We start from the raw sequence: 15,026 nt of genomic DNA on the forward strand, positions 1-15,026 counted from the left end.
TACCGCTTCCCCTGGTTATATGATAAAAGCACTCCACTAAAACGGAGGTGCCTCCGTTTATTTAACTGGGGTCTGGCCAGTCGTGGTTCAACCCCCCATATTGCCTTGGTGGAGAAAAAAGTGTCCGACCAGGAAATGACAACGCGCGAAGCGCCGGCGCCAAAGGCAATGCGCGCCGACGCGCAGCGCAACCGCGACAAGCTCGTCGAGGTGGCGGCGCAGACTTTTGCCGCCGACGGCGTCGATGCCTCGCTGGAAGAGATCGCCAAAAGGGCAGGGGTCGGCATCGGCACGCTCTACCGCCATTTCCCGACCCGCGAACATCTGGTCGAAGTGGTCTATCGCCGCGAGGTCGAGGGCCTCTGCCACGCCGCCGAGGAGCTTGCGCGTGAGCACCCGGCCGATGTCGCGCTGGAGCTGTGGATGCAGCGCTTCGTCGACTACATCGCCACCAAGCGCGGCCTGGCCACCAGCCTGCGGCTGCTGCTCACCACAAACTCGACGCTGTTCTCCGACACATCGGGCCGTGTCTCCGGCGCCATGCGCAGCCTGATCGAAGCTGCAGCCGCCGCGGGAAAAATCCGCGCCGATGTCGACGCCTCGGATGTCATGCATGCGCTCGGCGGCATCTACTCCGCCCCCAACACGCCCGACTGGCGCGACCGGTCAGGACGGCTGGTGAAATTGTTGATGGATGGGTTGCGGTTCGGGGCGAAGGGGTGAAGCTGCCAATCTCCCCCCTCGTGGGGGAGATGTCCGGCAGGACAGAGGGGGGCGCTGTCCCGCCAGCGTCTCAGTCCGATCAGGCGATCGGACCCATCGGTCTCTTAGCTACGCTGCCGCCTCCATCCCATACCGCAGCCACACCACGCCGCCTTCCAGCGTCTCCGTGCCGAAATGGCGAAGCGCCTTGCCGGCCGCCGGGCGGTCGTCGGCGGCGCCCAGGAATTCAAAGATGCTCGGTACACCCGCCAGCCCGTCGATGCCGGGATAGACGAGCAGGCTGATCTCGTCGATCAGCCCGGCTTTCAAAAACGTGCCGTTGGTGATGCCGCCGCCTTCGAGCAGGATCGTCTCGATGCCGAAGGCCTCGCCCAGCACATCCATCGCCTGGTGAAGGTCGGTGCCGTCTTCACCTGCGAAAAGGTAGGAGACGCCGTCGGCCTGCAGCTCGGCGAGATAGGCGTCGGAAACTTGTTGGCCGATAACCGCGATGATGTGGTCGCCGCCGGCATTGTCCTGGCCGTAATGCAGCCGGCCATGCGGATCGATCCCAACGGCGACATCGCGGCCCTGCCGGTCGGCGATGTGTCCCATTAGCCGGTGCGCACGAAGTTCATTCCACAGTTTCAGCTCGGCATTGGTCATGACCTTGCGCATCGATTTGGCGTTGTCGCGGTGTCGAGGCGGTAGCGGTGTGTGCGGCATGGTGGAGCTACTCGACCGAGGCAGGTTTCGCCGACGCTTTTACTCTACGGCGCCCCCCTCTGTCCTGCCGGACATCTCCCCCACCAGGGGGGAGATCAGCAGCTTCGGCGCTCCACCACCTTCTTCACCGTCATCCTCTCGCATTATCCGTCATGCGGCCTACATAGACCGCACCACCCACCCTCGCACAAGGATTCCCCAATGCCTGAACAGCTGACACTCAACGACGGCTCAACCATTCCGCAGATCGGGCTTGGCGTGTGGCAGGTCGATCCGGACATCACGGCCAAGGTGGTGCGCTGGGGGATCGGTGCCGGCTACCGGCTGATCGACACCGCCGAGGGCTATCGCAACGAGGAAGGCGTCGGCGAGGCGATCCGTTCCGCCGGCGTGCCGAGGAGCGAGCTGTTCATCACCTCGAAACTGCGCAACGGCGCCCATCAGCGCGACGCGGCGCTGCGCGCTTTCGACGATACGATGCAAAAGCTCGGCATCGACCGGATCGACCTCTTTCTCATCCACTGGCCGGTGCCTGCCCAAGACAAATATGTCGAGGCGTGGAAGGCGCTGGTCGAATTGCAGAAGGCCGGCCGCATCAAGTCGGTCGGCGTGTCGAACTTCAACCAGGACCATCTGGAGCGCATCATCGGCGAGACCGGCGTGACGCCCGTCGTCAATCAGATCGAATTGCATCCACGCTTCCAGCAGCGCGACAAGCGCGAATTCCACAAGAAGCACAACATCCATATCGAGAGCTGGAGCCCGCTGGGCAGCGGCCGGCTGCTCGCCGATCCGGTGCTGGAGAAGCTGGCGAAGAAGCACGGCAAGTCGGTGGCGCAGGTGATCATCCGCTGGCATCTCCAGGAAGGGCTGATCGTCATCCCGAAATCGGTCAACCAGGACCGCATCGCCGGCAATTTCGATGTGTTCGGTTTCGAGCTGGATGGCGAGGATATGCAGACCATCCTGGCGATGGATGCGCGTGACGGCAGGACAGGGCCGGATCCGGCCACGGCTGCGTTTTTGTTCTGAGGCGTATGAAACTGCCAATCTTCCCCACAAGGGGAGATTGGCTGCCTAACCATCGGCACTCGTCGATCCCCGGCTTGCAAGCCAGTCACACCGCCTGTTACATTCCTCACATTTTAATGTGATCGACAGGCTTGGCGGATGACGGCTCGCAAGGCGGAGAGGACGGCAAGGTTGATGCACCTGCTGTCGGAGCGGCGTGTCATCCATCTCAGCGAGGCCGCCAGCCTGCTTGGCGTTTCCGAGATGACGGTGCGCCGCGACATCGCCACCAACCAGGACCAGATCGCCTATCTCGGCGGCCATATACTGGCAGCGGCCGGGATCGATGCCGATATTCCCTACGAACTGGCCACCGCTGCCGACAGCCATGCCGCGGCCAAGCGCGCGGCGTGCCTCAACGCGGTGCGCAGGATCCGCCCCGACGAGACGATCTTCATCGACTGCGGCACGACGCTGGTTCATCTCGTCGACCTTTTGCCGGATAATTATCAAATAACCGCAATATGTTACGCCATGAACGTGGCGGAGCGCCTGACCCGCAAGGCCAATGTCACCACCATCATGCTGGGCGGTGTCTACCATCCCGCATCGGCGTCCTTTTCCGGCACGCATGACTTCGACATATTGAGCACTGTCGGCATCAACGCCGCCTTCCTGTCCGCCGCCGGCATCGACGCCGAGCGCGGCGCGACCTGCGAGCATTTCCACGAGGCAGTGGTGAAGCAGAAGGTGATGGGGCTGGCGCGCGAGAATTTCCTCGTCGCCGACTCCAGCAAATTCGGCAAGCTCAAGCGTGCCTACTTCGCGCCGGTCGGCGCCTTCGACGCCATCATCACCGAGCATGGCGAGGTCGCTCCGGACGCTCTTTGAGGCACGATGGCGATTTGACATTTCGCCGGCCTGATGGAAAAGTCACAAAAAAAGTAAGAAAAGTCTCAAGGGGTAGAGTCGGCGTGCCGGGGCGCCGGAGGAGGAAACACGGGCCTCATGACCGAACCGGGTTCGACTTCGCCATTGCCCGCGGCTCCTTTGCTTCGCGTCGAGGGTGTTCGCAAGCGCTTTGGCGGCGTCATTGCGCTGCGCGGCGTCGACCTGTCGGTGCTGCCCGGCGAGGTGCATGCGCTGCTCGGCGAGAACGGCGCCGGCAAGTCGACGCTGATCAAGATACTGAGCGGCGTGCAGGGCCATGACGGCGGCCTGATCGAGATCGACGGCAAGCCCGCCAGTTTCTCCTCGCCGGCGCAGTCGCGCGAGGCCGGCGTCGCCGTCGTCTATCAGGATCTGAGCCTGGTGGAATCGCTGTCGGTGGCCGACAATCTTTTGCTCGGCCGCGAGCCGCGCAATCGCTTCGGCTTCCTGCGCAAACGGCAATTGCTCGCCCAGGCGCAAGCCTTCCTGCACGCGCAAAACATCGCGCTCGACGCGCGCGCCATGGTCGGCTCGCTGCCTTTCGCCTACCGGCAGATGACCGAGATCTGCAAAGCGTTGATGGGCGACGTGCGGCTGCTGATCCTCGACGAGCCGACATCGGCGCTGACCGACGACGAAGAGCGCATCCTGTTCGACGCGATCCGCAAGGCCGCCGCGCGCGGCGTCGGCGTCATCTATGTCACCCACAGGCTGAACGAGGTGTTCCGCATCTCCAACCGCGTCACCGTGTTCCGCGACGGCCAGAACGCCGGCACTTTCGTCACCGCCGACACCAATATGCGCCAGCTCGTCGGCGCCATCGTCGGTCCCGACCATGCGGTGTTGAAGGCGCCGGTGACAGAAGCCGGCGATGTCGCCCCGTCACATCAGCCGCGCGAAACGGTGCTGCGGCTCGCCGGCGTTTCCAACGACCGCCTCGACCGCGCCGATCTCGAATTGCGCGCCGGCGAGATCCATGGCCTGGCTGGCCTGATCGGCAGCGGCCGCACGGAAATCCTGCAGACGATCTTCGGCCTGCGTCCGGTCGTGACGGGGGAGGCGAGCCTCGACGGCAAGTCGCTTGTGGGTGTCGATCCGGCGACCGCCATCGCGCGCGGCATCGCGCTGGTGCCGGAGGACAGGCAGGTGCAAGGCCTGGTGCTGGAGCACTCGATCGAGCGCAATTTGACGCTGCCGAGGCTGCCGCATTTCTCGCGCATGGGGTGGCTTGAGCGGCGGCCGGCGGCCGAGCAGGCGGACAAGGCCATGCAGCGTCTGCGCGTGCGCGCGCCGAACGCCGCCACCGCGGTCAAGAACCTGTCCGGCGGCAACCAGCAGAAGGTGGTGTTCGGCAAATGGAACCAGCCGGTGCCGCGCGTGCTGCTGCTCGACGAGCCGACGGTCGGCGTCGATGTCGGCGCGCGCGAGGAGATCTACGGCGTCATCCGCGCCGCCGCGGCCGCCGGCAGCGGCGTGCTGATGGTCTCGTCCGACCTGCCTGAATTGGTGCAGCTTTGCGACCGCGTCTCGATCGTCGTCGACGGACACATCGTCAAGACGATCGCCCGCGTCGAAATCGGCAGCGCCGAGGACCTCCACCATCTGATCCAGCTTTCGCAGTCTTTTGAAGAGCACGCCGCATGAGCGATATCCAAACCGCCGCCCAGCCGGCCCCGCCCAGCCAGGGGCGCTCGCTGCTCCAGCATCTCATCAAGGGCGAGCGGCCCTATATGCTCTACGTCGCCTTCCTCATCATGCTGGTCGTCTTCAGCCTGGCCTCGCCATGGTTCCTGTCGATCGACAACTTCCTCAACATCGGCCGGCAGACGGCGCTGGTCTCGATCATTGCCGTCGGCATGACCTTCGTCATCATCGCCAGACAAATCGACCTTTCGGTCGCCTCGACGCTGGCGCTGTCGGGCATGGCGGCATCGCTGGCCATGAGTTTCGTCTTCAACAACTGGGCCTTCGGCGCGCTGGCCGGGCTGGCGACGGGCGCGCTGATCGGGCTGATCAACGGGCTGCTGACGACCAGGCTGGAAATCCCGTCCTTCCTGGTCACGCTCGGCTCGCTCAGCGCCGCGCGCGGTCTGGCGCTGATGGTGACCAACACCAAGCCGGTGATCATCACCAACGAATACTACTTCAAGATTTTCGGCGAGGGCTCGGTGCTCGGCGTGCCGGCGCCGATCCTGTGGACGCTGACGGTCACCGTCGGCGGCATCCTGCTCCTGCATTACAGCGTCTACGGACGGCGCATCTACGCCGCCGGCGGCAACCCGACCGCCGCGCTTTATTCCGGCGTCCATATCCGCCAAGTGACGACGCTGGCCTTCGTCATCACCGGCACGCTGGCCGGGCTTGCCTCGCTCATCCTGTCGGCGCGCTCGCATGCCGCGCGTCCGGACGTCGTCCAGGGCATGGAGCTCGATGTCATCGCCTCGGTCATCCTCGGCGGCTGCAGCCTGTTCGGCGGGCGTGGCTTCGTGCTCGGCACGCTGCTCGGCAGCCTGATCATCGGCACGCTCAACAACGGACTGGTGCTGCTCGGCGTCAGTTCCTCGCTGCAACTCGTCATCAAGGGAGCAATCATCGTCGCCGCCGTCGCATTCACAAGGAGGTAGGGGCGAGGGGGGCGGCAAAGCATTCAGCAGGGACGTCAAACAACCAAACGGAGGAGAATCATGAAGAAGTTTGCTGTACTGGGTTCCATCGGCATCGCCGTCAGCGCGATCGCCCTTTCGACATCGATATCCATGGCGCAGACCGCCGAAGGCTGCGTCAAGAGCGTCGATCTGGCCACGCTCGGGCCCAAAGGCATCGTCGGGCAAGGTCCGCATGGCGAGAAGGCAGCCTCGCCGGATGAATTGAAGCTAACCGACGACGAGGCCGCCAAGGTCAAGGCCGGCAAGTTCAAGGTCGGCATTTCCATGCAGACGGTGAACCTCGACTGGTCGCAGCTGCAGGTGGCGGGCATCAGCGAAACGCTGGCCAAATATGGCGTCACCGTCACCGGCGTGGCGTCAGCCGAATATCAGGTCGACAAGCAGATCGCCGATATCGAGAACACCATACAGCAGCATCCGGACGGCATCATCTCGATCCCGGTCGATTTCACCGCCACCGCGCCGACCTACAAGAAGGTGGGCGAGGCCGGCATCAAGCTGGTGTTCATGGACTCTATTCCGGTTGGCCTCTCATCGCCGAAGGATTTTGCCTCGATGATCTCGGCCGACAGCCAGGGCAATGGCCAGATCGCGGCAACGATCCTGGCGTCCTGCATGCCCAAGGGCGGCACGATCGGGCTGGTCAATTTCGGCGTCGACTATTTTTCCACCAACGAGCGCACCAAAGGCGTCAGCGAGTGGATGAAGAAGAACCGGCCCGATATCGTCCTGAAGCAGGTCGACTTCACCGATCCTTCGAAAGTGTCGCAGATCGCCGGCGACTTCCTCACCGGCAATCCCGACGTCAAGGGCGTGTTCGCAGTCTGGGACCAGCCGGCGCTGGACACGCTGTCGTCGATGCGCGCGCAGAGCATCGATATCCCGATCACCACGGTCGATCTCGGCCTGCAATCGGCGATCGAGATCGCCAAGGGTGGTCCGCTCAAGGCGACCGGCTCGCAGCGTCCCTATGACCAGGGCGTGGCCGAGGCGCTGGCCATGATGAAGGCGCTGATCGGTCAGCCGACGCCGGCCTGGGTCGGGGTGCAGTCGCTGCCGGTGGTGCAGTCGAACGTGCTGGAATCCTACAAGACCGTCTTCCACAAGGATCCGCCGGCCGAGCTGGTCGATGCCTGCAACGCCGCCAAGCCGGCCTGCAACTAGAAGCAATTCTAAATGTTTCGCCATGGGCACGCTGGCCTCGTGTCCATGGTGAGATTATCAAAGCTGAAAAATCCGCGTCAGATTCCCGAGCCGTCGAGCAACGACACGTCGTCGCCTTCCCAAGGGCTCGGTAGCGACGCGCGGCCGGCCGACGGCAGCGCCATCCAGCACCTGAGCTCCGGCTCGGCATATTCGACGATGCGGCCGGGCGAGGAATCGGAAGCCCGCCAGCCCTCCGGGCCGAACTGGTCGGCGCGCGACCAATACGCCATGTCGACCTCGGCCGGTCCCTGTTCGGACGAGCGCACCGTCACCAGGATGCGGCTGCCGTCCCGCGGCGCGCTCGCCATGTTGCGCCATTGGTCGGTGTCGTCCATGCGATGTCCTCCAAAAACAGCTACTTGGGCCGGCTCGGTGATTCAAAGCGTGAACCGCCTGCCGCGACGATAGTCGCCGCGCCACAGGAAGGGGTCAACCGGAACTTGGCGCCGGAGGGAGAATATCGTGTGGAGCTGCGGGAGTGAGGAGTGAGTGGTGAGTAGTGAATAGTGAATAGTGAATAGTGAATAGGCAGGAGGCTGGGGATGCCCGCTTTCGCGCGGTGTCCCCATTTCACTACTCACTACCGACCACTCACTGCTCCCTCACACATGCACGTCGCCGAACGAGAGCTCGCCATCGTCGGCGCGCACCAGGAAGGCGGCGGCGACGAGCGCCAGATAGCAGAGCACCACGCCGCACACCACGACGACACCCGGGATGGGGCCGAGAGTCGCCACCCGAAACGTATCGATGAGCGAGGCGCTCAAGCCGAGCGGCGAGCCGTCGCGGGTCAGGCTTGGCGTGGTGATCTTCAGCACCCAGGCAAGCATCAGGATCGTGTACATGAAGATGTAGTTGCGCCTGAGCCGCCGGATCAGCGCCGCCCGCTGCGTGATCAGGAAACGCGGCGAGCGCAGGCCTTCGCCGACAATGGCCAGCCAGTTCGAGGCGTAGTCGGGCTGCGGCGAAAACACCTGCGCGAAATAATAGCGCTCGAACTGGCGCACGCGGGCACGGTAAACGTCGAAGAAGCGATAGCGTCGCGCCTCGATCCACAACAGCAGCGTGATCAAAAGCATGGCGAAGAGCAGCACGCCGTGATGCGCGCTCGGCGTCGACAGCGACACCGAAAGCATCGCCGCCACCACGGTGATCGCCCAATTGCTGGTGCGGTCGAGCCGGTCGCGCCAGCCGGCCATGCGCGCGATCTCGGCGCGGTGGAAATGCGACAGCGTGGTGGTGAATTCGGCGGAGGTGAGTTTCAGCGCCAGCGTATCGGAGGCCCGCGGCGGCGCTGCCGCCTCGGTGGATGTTGCCGGTGTAGCCGCCCCGGTAGACGTAACAGGTGCTGTCGTCTTGGTTGACTTCGCGGATTTCGTCTGGGCCATTTGCCGCCACGCGCCTCCCGCCGTGGCCGGTTGAAACACACCGGCCACGCCCCAGACCATCAACGTGCGGAAGAGCAAAATGTTCCCGCCTTTTCAGGCGGATAAGTCAGGAGGCAAGGGGTGGCAGCGGGCCCTTCGACGGGCGGGGAAACGGCACCACGTCCGCTGTCGGACGGGCATACTGAGCGGCCGCGACCGCCTCGATCACCAGGTCGAGCGCGGCAAGGGCGGCGCGGCTCACTTCGTCGTCGCCGCGCAAATAGTGGCAGGCCCGATCCAGATGCAGATGGGCGGCGGCAAAGTCGCTTTTCATTAGCTTCTCCTTATTGCCCCGCCTTGGCTGGCAACATCGTCGAGTCGCTTTACCGGGAAGCAAACAAGGGCGACGGCATTTGATTAGAATTTTAGGGGATGCGGGACGCCTCGACGTCGTGCAACCGAACGGCCGGCCAAACCGTTTATGACCCGAAATCGAGGGGAGATGGCTTGTCTAACATACTCAGTCGGCGCTGGTCGGTCGCTTCTGCCGCCATCGCGCTTCTCTTGATGCCCGCCGTCGCCTTCGCCGCCGGAAAAACCGGGATGTCCGCCGAAGGCGTTTTCGTGCTCGAGCTCATCCTGCTTCTGGTCGTCGGTCGCGGCATCGGCGAGATACTGGAAAGTCTCGGCCAGCCGGCGGTGATGGGTCAGCTGATCGGCGGCATCCTGCTTGGGCCCTCGCTGCTCGGCTGGCTCTGGCCGGCGGCCGAGCGGCTGGTCTTTGCCGACGATCCGTCGCAAAAGTCGATGATCAACGCCGTCGCCCAGCTCGGTGTGCTGATGCTCCTGCTGCTCACCGGCATGGAAACGGACCTCAGGCTCGTGCGCCGCGTCGGCCGTGCCTGTTTCTCGATCTCCGCCGCCGGCGTGGCGGTGCCTTTCGTGCTCGGCTTCATTGCCGCGTTGTTCATGCCGGACACGCTGCTTGCGGCCGGCAGCGAACGCATCGTCGCCGGGCTGTTCCTCGGCACGGCGCTGTCCATTTCCTCGGTCAAGATCGTCGCCATGGTGGTGCGCGACATGAATTTCATGCGTCGCGACCTCGGCCAGGTCATCGTCTCCTCGGCCATCATCGAGGACACGATCGGCTGGGTCATCATCGCCATCACCATCGGCATCGCCACCAAGGGCAAGGTCGAGATCGGCAGCCTGGCCTTCACCATTCTTGGCGTCGCCGCCTTCATGGCGTTTTCCTTCACGCTTGGACGCCGCATCGTCTTCGACGCCATCCGCTGGACCAACGACACTTTCCGTTCCGAATATGCAGTCATCACCGTCATCCTCGCCATCATGGGCGCCATGGCCCTGATCACCGACCTGATCCGCGTCCACACGGTGCTCGGCGCCTTCGTCGCCGGTATACTGGTCGGTGAATCGCCGATCCTGTCGCGCCACATCGAAGGGCAATTGCGTGGGATTATCACCGCGCTCTTCATGCCGGTGTTTTTCGGCGTCGCCGGCCTGTCGGCCGACCTCACCGTTCTGACCGATCCGCAGCTGGCGCTGCTCACCGTGGCGCTGGTGGTCATCGCCAGCGTCGGCAAGTTCGGCGGCGCCTTCATTGGCGCCGAGGTCGCCGGCATGAGCCGCGCCGAAGGCATCGCGGTCGGCTGCGGCATGAATGCGCGTGGTTCCACCGAAGTCATCGTCGCCTCCATCGGCCTGTCGATGGGCGTGCTGTCGCACAACCTCTTCACCATGATCGTCACCATGGCCGTCATCACCACCCTGGCAATGCCGCCGACGCTGCGCTGGGCGTTGCGCCGTCTGCCGATGGCCGAGCAGGAGAAGAAGCGCCTGGAGCGCGAGGACATCGACCAGCGCGGTTTCGTCGCCAATCTCGAGCGGCTGCTGGTGGTGGTCGACGAGGGCGTCGTCGGTCGCTTCGCCGCCTACCTTGCCGGCGTCATCGGCGCCGGCAAGCCGACGACGGTGCTGCATTCGAGCGGCGAGATCGACGCCGAACCGACCGAGGGCCTGCATCTGGACGAGATCGAGAAGGGCGCCGAGGACAGCCGCGAGGCGGCCAGGAAATCCGACGAGACGCCCGCCCGCGAGGCGCCTGTCACCCGGCGTCAGCATGACGTGCTGTCGGCCGAAGGCGTCGCCAAGGAAGCACGCAAGGGCTATGGCATGCTGCTGGTCGGCCTCGGCCGCGCGGTCACCGCCAAAGGGGGGTTCTCGCACCGGTTGAACGAGGTCGCCGGCGCCTTCGACGGACCGCTCTGCCTGGTGCTGAAGCCGGCATCGGCCGGCCGGCAGGTTCCCCGGCTCGGTCCGCAGTCGGGCAAGATCCTGGTGCCGGTCAATGGCACGGCGGTTGCCCGCCGCGGCGCCGAACTGGCTCTGGCCATCGCCGCCGTCACCGGCGCACCGGTCAAGATGCTTTATGTCGCGCGCGCCGGCCGCGACGAGCCGCGCGACACCGTCTCGCATCGTCGCCGGGAGGCGGTGCTGAAGGACATCGTGGCGCTTGCCGATCGCTACGGCGTCGAGATCGAAACCGCGATCCGCTCGAGGGCCGCCGCCGCGGATGCCATCGCCCGCCAGGCCGGCAGGAACGCGGCATTGATCGTCATGGGCGTGGCCAGGCGCCAGGGCGAGGAGCTCATCTTCGGCGAGACGACGACGGCCGTCCTGCAGCGCAGCCCGTGCCCGGTGGTGCTGATCTCCGACGAGCGCCTGCGCCGCGACGAAAGCGACCGCGAGGCGGTGCGCACGGGAACGGGTGCTGGGTAGGGCGGCTGGCCGATCTGACTTGCGGGCGAGATCGGCAGCTTCGAATGCCGGCTAGATCGGCGTGCCGATCGCGATATCGAACCGCCATGCCGCCAACATGCCGAGCGCCAGGCCGAGTGTTAGCGGGACCAGAGATTTCCAGCCGCTGAGGTCGACGACCAGCCAGGGCAACGTGAAGATCATCCCCGCCACGCCCAGCGCGTGCACGGCCACGGCGAACAACACAGCGATCGTGAACCATGTGCCGCCCGCGGCCGGCCAATGGTCGCCGACCGAGACCAGGAACATGACGCAAAGCCCGATGAGGGCGCCGGCCGCGAGTTTTGGCACAAGGCCGAGCAGCCATGGGATCGGGCCTGGAAAGCCGTTGCGGAATGACGCCGCGCCGGCGAACGGGTTCAACATGTCAGGCTGATGCAGCAGCACCTTGGCCACGGCCGCTCTGGTCGAGTTTTGCAGCCATGCCGCATGCAGCAGCGAGACCATCCGGGCAATATGCAGCAAGAACAACCCGTTCAGCGACATGACGAACACCACGGCGATCGCCAGCGGCACGTCGACCCCGGCAAGCGAGACTTTTGCTTCCTCCGAAGGGGTGGGTTTTGTCGCCAGCGAATAGGCGGCGAAGCCGATGCCCATCAACAGCGGCACCGGAAGGGTCAGCGTCGAAACGGCGGAATCGAGACAGGCCTTCGCGTCGGCGGCGGCTTCGTCTCTAGCGGTCTTTTCCGCCTCGCTCATCGCGTCCTGTTCAATCAAGGCCATTGCGTTCAGTCGTTTAGCCAGCGTGGATTAGAACTGCGACATGAGCGAACACGTCGCGCCTCACTTGCCCTCGAAAAAGCCGTGGATGGCGGCGTCCAGTTTCTCGATCAGCTCGCCATTGCGGGTGCTGCCGGCCCAGATCAGGGCGTTGAGCCGCATGTCCTTGTTGAGGAAGTTTACTTTCCTGGTTTCAAGCAGATACCCCGCCACCGCGAAGTGCCGCCCCTTGATCGCCTCAATGAGGGCGCTGTTTCGCCCCGTCTTGTCGGCCGCATTGACGTCGGCGCCATGCTCGACCAGCAGCCTGACGGCATCGAGGCGCCCGGTCCTTGCCGCTTCGATCAGCGCCGTACGGCCATAATAGTCGGCGCGGGCGTTGATATCGATCTGGGGGTGCCGCACTAGTGCCTGGATGCAGTCGTAATGGCCCTTGGCGGCGGCCAGGCTCAGGGGCGTGCTCTTCCATTTGTTCCTGGAATTGACGTCGATCGCAGGGTCCGCGATCAGGGTTTCGAGCGCCGCGATGCGTGCATTGTGGGCGGCGAGATGCAGCGCCGACCAGCCGTCTTCGTCGGCCTGGTTGATGTCCGCCCCAGCCGCGAGCGCCGCCCGCACAGCCTCGGCGTCGCCTTTCTCCGCCGCGATCTGCAGGTCGGACCAACCCATGGGGTCTTCGGCGCCCAAGCTTGCCGTCACTGCGATGCTCCCGGACCAAGGATCGCGCCGGCGCGCCGCCGGCCATGTGGCAGAGCGTTTCACACTCGCCGGCCTCCGGCAACGGATTTTCGATTCGATGGAGCTGCCCATCTCCCCCTTGTGGGGGAGATCAGCTGTTTCTACGCCGCCCGCAGCCGCTGCCGGCTAGGCTGCGGCGGAAACGCGATCGCTATGCCGGCAGCACCGAGGCCGATCAGCGCCGAGCCGATGAACAGCCAGTGATAGCTGGCATAGGCGTCGTAGATCATGCCGCCCGCGAGCGGGCCGAACGACATGCCGAGGCTGGAAAGCATGGTGGCGGCGCCAAGTATGGTGCCGATGATGCGCAGGCCGAAATATTCGCGCGCCAGCACCGCGTAGAGCGGCATGACGCCGCCATAGGTGGCGCCGAAGATGACGGCCAGAAGGTAGAACTGCTCGAGATTGCCGACCGCGAGGTAAGCCGCGATCACCAGCGCCTGGATGGCGAGACCGGTGACCAGCACCGGCTTGACGCCGAGGCGATCGCCGGCGATGCCGTAGAGGATGCGTCCGCCGAGACCGGCCAGACCCTCGACGCTGTAGATCGACACCGCCGCCATCGGCGCCACGCCGCACGACATGGCATAGCTCACCATGTGGAAGATCGGGCCGGAATGGGCCGCGCAGCAGGCGAAAAAGGTGAGGCCCAGCACGATGAATTGCGGCGAGCGCAGCGCTTGGGCCACACTCATGCCGGGATCGTCGGTGGCGGGCGCCGGAGCGCCGTCGCTGGCCGCGGCCGCCGCCGGCGGCTGGCGCACCAGGAAGACGGCTGGCAGCAGAAGCACCCAGGCCATGATGCCGATGTCGAACATGGCGGTGCGCCACTCATAGGCCGAGATCAGCCAGCGCGCGAAGGGCGAGATCGTCATCGGCGCCACCCCCATGCCGGCCGAGACCAGCGATACGGCGAGGCTGCGGTTGGTGTCGAACCAGGCGGTGGTCAGCGCGATCATCGGCGCGAAGAAAGCGCTGGCCGCCAGTCCGACGATGACGCCATAGCTGAGCTGGAAGACGAGGAGCGATGAGGCGCGGCTCGCCACCACCAGCGACAGCCCGAGCAGCACGGCGCCGGCAAGCACCACGGGCCGCGCGCCGACCCGGTCGTAGATGGCGCCCCAGGCGAAACCGCCGAGGCCCATCACCAGAAAGTTCAAGGTCATGGCGCTGGAGATTCCGGTGCGCGACCAGTTGGTATCGAGCGACATCGGCTCCAGAAAGATCGCCAGCGAAAACATGGCGCCGAGCGCCACACAGGTCATCAGCGCGCCCGCCGCGACGATCACCCAGCGATAGGAACGGTTCATGGTTCTTCTCCCGAAGGCATCCAGTTTGACGCGGCACGGTTTTTCCAGGTTCACCATGCCGCTAACGTCCGCAGGACGGCGGTGCGGGAGTCGATCCTACAATCCGGTTGCATTTTTTATCCGGATTTTTGCGGGGAAATATCTGGCTGGCGCCCGCAAAGGCGCTGCCCCCCACCTTCCAGCCTGTCAGCAAACAATTGCACCCCACATTGACCCGGCACATCCCCCCTCTAAATTGATCCGCTCGATCAGGAGCATCCCATGCAACTCTACCGCGGCCGGCTCATCGATCACGTCCAGCTTGTGGTGCGCGACCTGCAGGCCAGCCGGCGCTTTTACGGCGCCATCTTCGAGGTGCTGGGCATTCCGATCGGCGGCGAGGCGCAGGATTATTTCTGGGCCGACGAATTGTTCATCTCCAGCGCCGACAGCCGCGCCGCGCTCGGCGTGCTCACCGGCCGCCACCATCTCGCCTTCCAGGCCAAGGACCGCGCCATGGTCGATGCTTTCTACCAGGCGGGCCTCGCCGCCGGGGGTAAGGACAATGGCGCGCCGGGCGAGCGCCACTACCACCCCGGCTACTATGCCTGCTTCCTGCTCGACCCCGACGGCAACAACATCGAGGCGGTGTTCCATGGCGAGGCCGGGCGTAGCGCCGCGGCGGTGGAGATCAGTTTCTAATGCATGTCGCCCAGAGGCGTGCAGCGGTTCCGGGACGACGACATGCGTCAAAACAAAGACTTAAAAGCGCGTCGTCTGAATCCGTTTCAGCGCGACGCGCTTCAGGCGCGGCACGGCGTGACGTCTCT

The 15,026-nt window shown here is 64.8% G+C and carries 15 protein-coding genes; 8 read left to right on the plus strand and 7 right to left on the minus strand.

Going from position 1 to position 15,026, the window contains the following annotated elements; translation table 11 throughout:
* The first annotated feature begins 135 nt into the window (after positions 1 to 135).
* Positions 136 to 723 carry a TetR/AcrR family transcriptional regulator gene (locus AB6802_RS08665; RefSeq protein ID WP_371009963.1) on the plus strand — a complete coding sequence of 196 codons (588 nt, stop codon included), beginning with the start codon at positions 136 to 138 and terminating at the stop codon, positions 721 to 723.
* 108 nt (positions 724 to 831) lie between these two features.
* Here AB6802_RS08665 and AB6802_RS08670 read toward each other — a convergent pair whose 3' ends face one another.
* Positions 832 to 1,428 carry a dihydrofolate reductase family protein gene (locus AB6802_RS08670; protein WP_371009645.1) on the minus strand — a complete coding sequence of 199 codons (597 nt, stop codon included), beginning with the start codon at positions 1,426 to 1,428 and terminating at the stop codon, positions 832 to 834.
* Between the two features lie 201 nt (positions 1,429 to 1,629).
* Here AB6802_RS08670 and AB6802_RS08675 point away from each other — a divergent pair, with 201 nt between their 5' ends.
* From AB6802_RS08675 to AB6802_RS08695, 5 genes are all read left to right on the plus strand, one after another.
* Positions 1,630 to 2,460: an aldo/keto reductase gene (locus AB6802_RS08675; protein WP_371009646.1), complete on the plus strand. Its 831-nt coding sequence runs from the start codon at positions 1,630 to 1,632 to the stop codon at positions 2,458 to 2,460.
* Between the two features lie 138 nt (positions 2,461 to 2,598).
* On the plus strand, positions 2,599 to 3,330 hold the full coding sequence (locus AB6802_RS08680; protein WP_371009647.1) for a DeoR family transcriptional regulator: 732 nt from the start codon (positions 2,599 to 2,601) through the stop codon (positions 3,328 to 3,330).
* Between the two features lie 117 nt (positions 3,331 to 3,447).
* Entirely contained in the window at positions 3,448 to 5,013 is a 1,566-nt protein-coding gene (locus AB6802_RS08685) for a sugar ABC transporter ATP-binding protein (RefSeq protein ID WP_371009649.1), read from the plus strand.
* Positions 5,010 to 5,993 (plus strand): ABC transporter permease, encoded by a 984-nt coding sequence (locus AB6802_RS08690; protein WP_371009651.1) that lies wholly within the window; start codon positions 5,010 to 5,012, stop codon positions 5,991 to 5,993. The genes AB6802_RS08685 and AB6802_RS08690 overlap by 4 nt, the downstream gene beginning before the upstream one ends.
* Before the next feature lie 60 nt (positions 5,994 to 6,053).
* Positions 6,054 to 7,199, plus strand: coding sequence for a substrate-binding domain-containing protein (locus AB6802_RS08695; protein ID WP_371009652.1), 1,146 nt, complete (start codon positions 6,054 to 6,056; stop codon positions 7,197 to 7,199).
* Positions 7,200 to 7,276: 77 nt separating this feature from the next.
* Here the strand turns inward: AB6802_RS08695 and AB6802_RS08700 are convergent, their stop codons facing one another.
* The 3 genes from AB6802_RS08700 to AB6802_RS08710 all read right to left on the minus strand — a co-directional run bounded on the left by AB6802_RS08700 (position 7,277) and on the right by AB6802_RS08710 (position 8,942).
* A complete protein-coding gene (locus AB6802_RS08700; RefSeq protein WP_371009653.1) occupies positions 7,277 to 7,576 on the minus strand; it encodes a hypothetical protein in 300 nt (99 codons plus the stop codon).
* A 267-nt stretch (positions 7,577 to 7,843) separates the two neighbouring features.
* Positions 7,844 to 8,629: a DUF2270 domain-containing protein gene (locus AB6802_RS08705; RefSeq protein ID WP_371009654.1), complete on the minus strand. Its 786-nt coding sequence runs from the start codon at positions 8,627 to 8,629 to the stop codon at positions 7,844 to 7,846.
* Between the two features lie 106 nt (positions 8,630 to 8,735).
* Positions 8,736 to 8,942: a hypothetical protein gene (locus AB6802_RS08710; RefSeq protein ID WP_371009655.1), complete on the minus strand. Its 207-nt coding sequence runs from the start codon at positions 8,940 to 8,942 to the stop codon at positions 8,736 to 8,738.
* A gap of 233 nt (positions 8,943 to 9,175) precedes the next feature.
* Between AB6802_RS08710 and AB6802_RS08715 the strand changes: the two genes are divergently transcribed.
* Positions 9,176 to 11,407 (plus strand): cation:proton antiporter, encoded by a 2,232-nt coding sequence (locus AB6802_RS08715; protein WP_371009964.1) that lies wholly within the window; start codon positions 9,176 to 9,178, stop codon positions 11,405 to 11,407.
* Between the two features lie 51 nt (positions 11,408 to 11,458).
* Here AB6802_RS08715 and AB6802_RS08720 read toward each other — a convergent pair whose 3' ends face one another.
* From AB6802_RS08720 to AB6802_RS08730, 3 genes are read right to left on the minus strand one after another with little or no spacing between them, the layout of a single operon-like run.
* Positions 11,459 to 12,172: a hypothetical protein gene (locus tag AB6802_RS08720; protein ID WP_371009656.1), complete on the minus strand. Its 714-nt coding sequence runs from the start codon at positions 12,170 to 12,172 to the stop codon at positions 11,459 to 11,461.
* Between the two features lie 60 nt (positions 12,173 to 12,232).
* On the minus strand, positions 12,233 to 12,979 hold the full coding sequence (locus tag AB6802_RS08725) for an ankyrin repeat domain-containing protein (RefSeq protein ID WP_371009657.1): 747 nt from the start codon (positions 12,977 to 12,979) through the stop codon (positions 12,233 to 12,235).
* A 29-nt stretch (positions 12,980 to 13,008) separates the two neighbouring features.
* Positions 13,009 to 14,217: an MFS transporter gene (locus AB6802_RS08730; protein ID WP_371009658.1), complete on the minus strand. Its 1,209-nt coding sequence runs from the start codon at positions 14,215 to 14,217 to the stop codon at positions 13,009 to 13,011.
* Positions 14,218 to 14,478: 261 nt separating this feature from the next.
* Between AB6802_RS08730 and AB6802_RS08735 the strand changes: the two genes are divergently transcribed.
* On the plus strand, positions 14,479 to 14,898 hold the full coding sequence (locus AB6802_RS08735; RefSeq protein ID WP_371009659.1) for a VOC family protein: 420 nt from the start codon (positions 14,479 to 14,481) through the stop codon (positions 14,896 to 14,898).
* The last annotated feature ends 128 nt before the right edge of the window (positions 14,899 to 15,026 follow it).

Source organism: Mesorhizobium sp. RCC_202 (assembly GCF_041355295.1).
Taxonomy (GTDB): domain Bacteria; phylum Pseudomonadota; class Alphaproteobacteria; order Rhizobiales; family Rhizobiaceae; genus Mesorhizobium.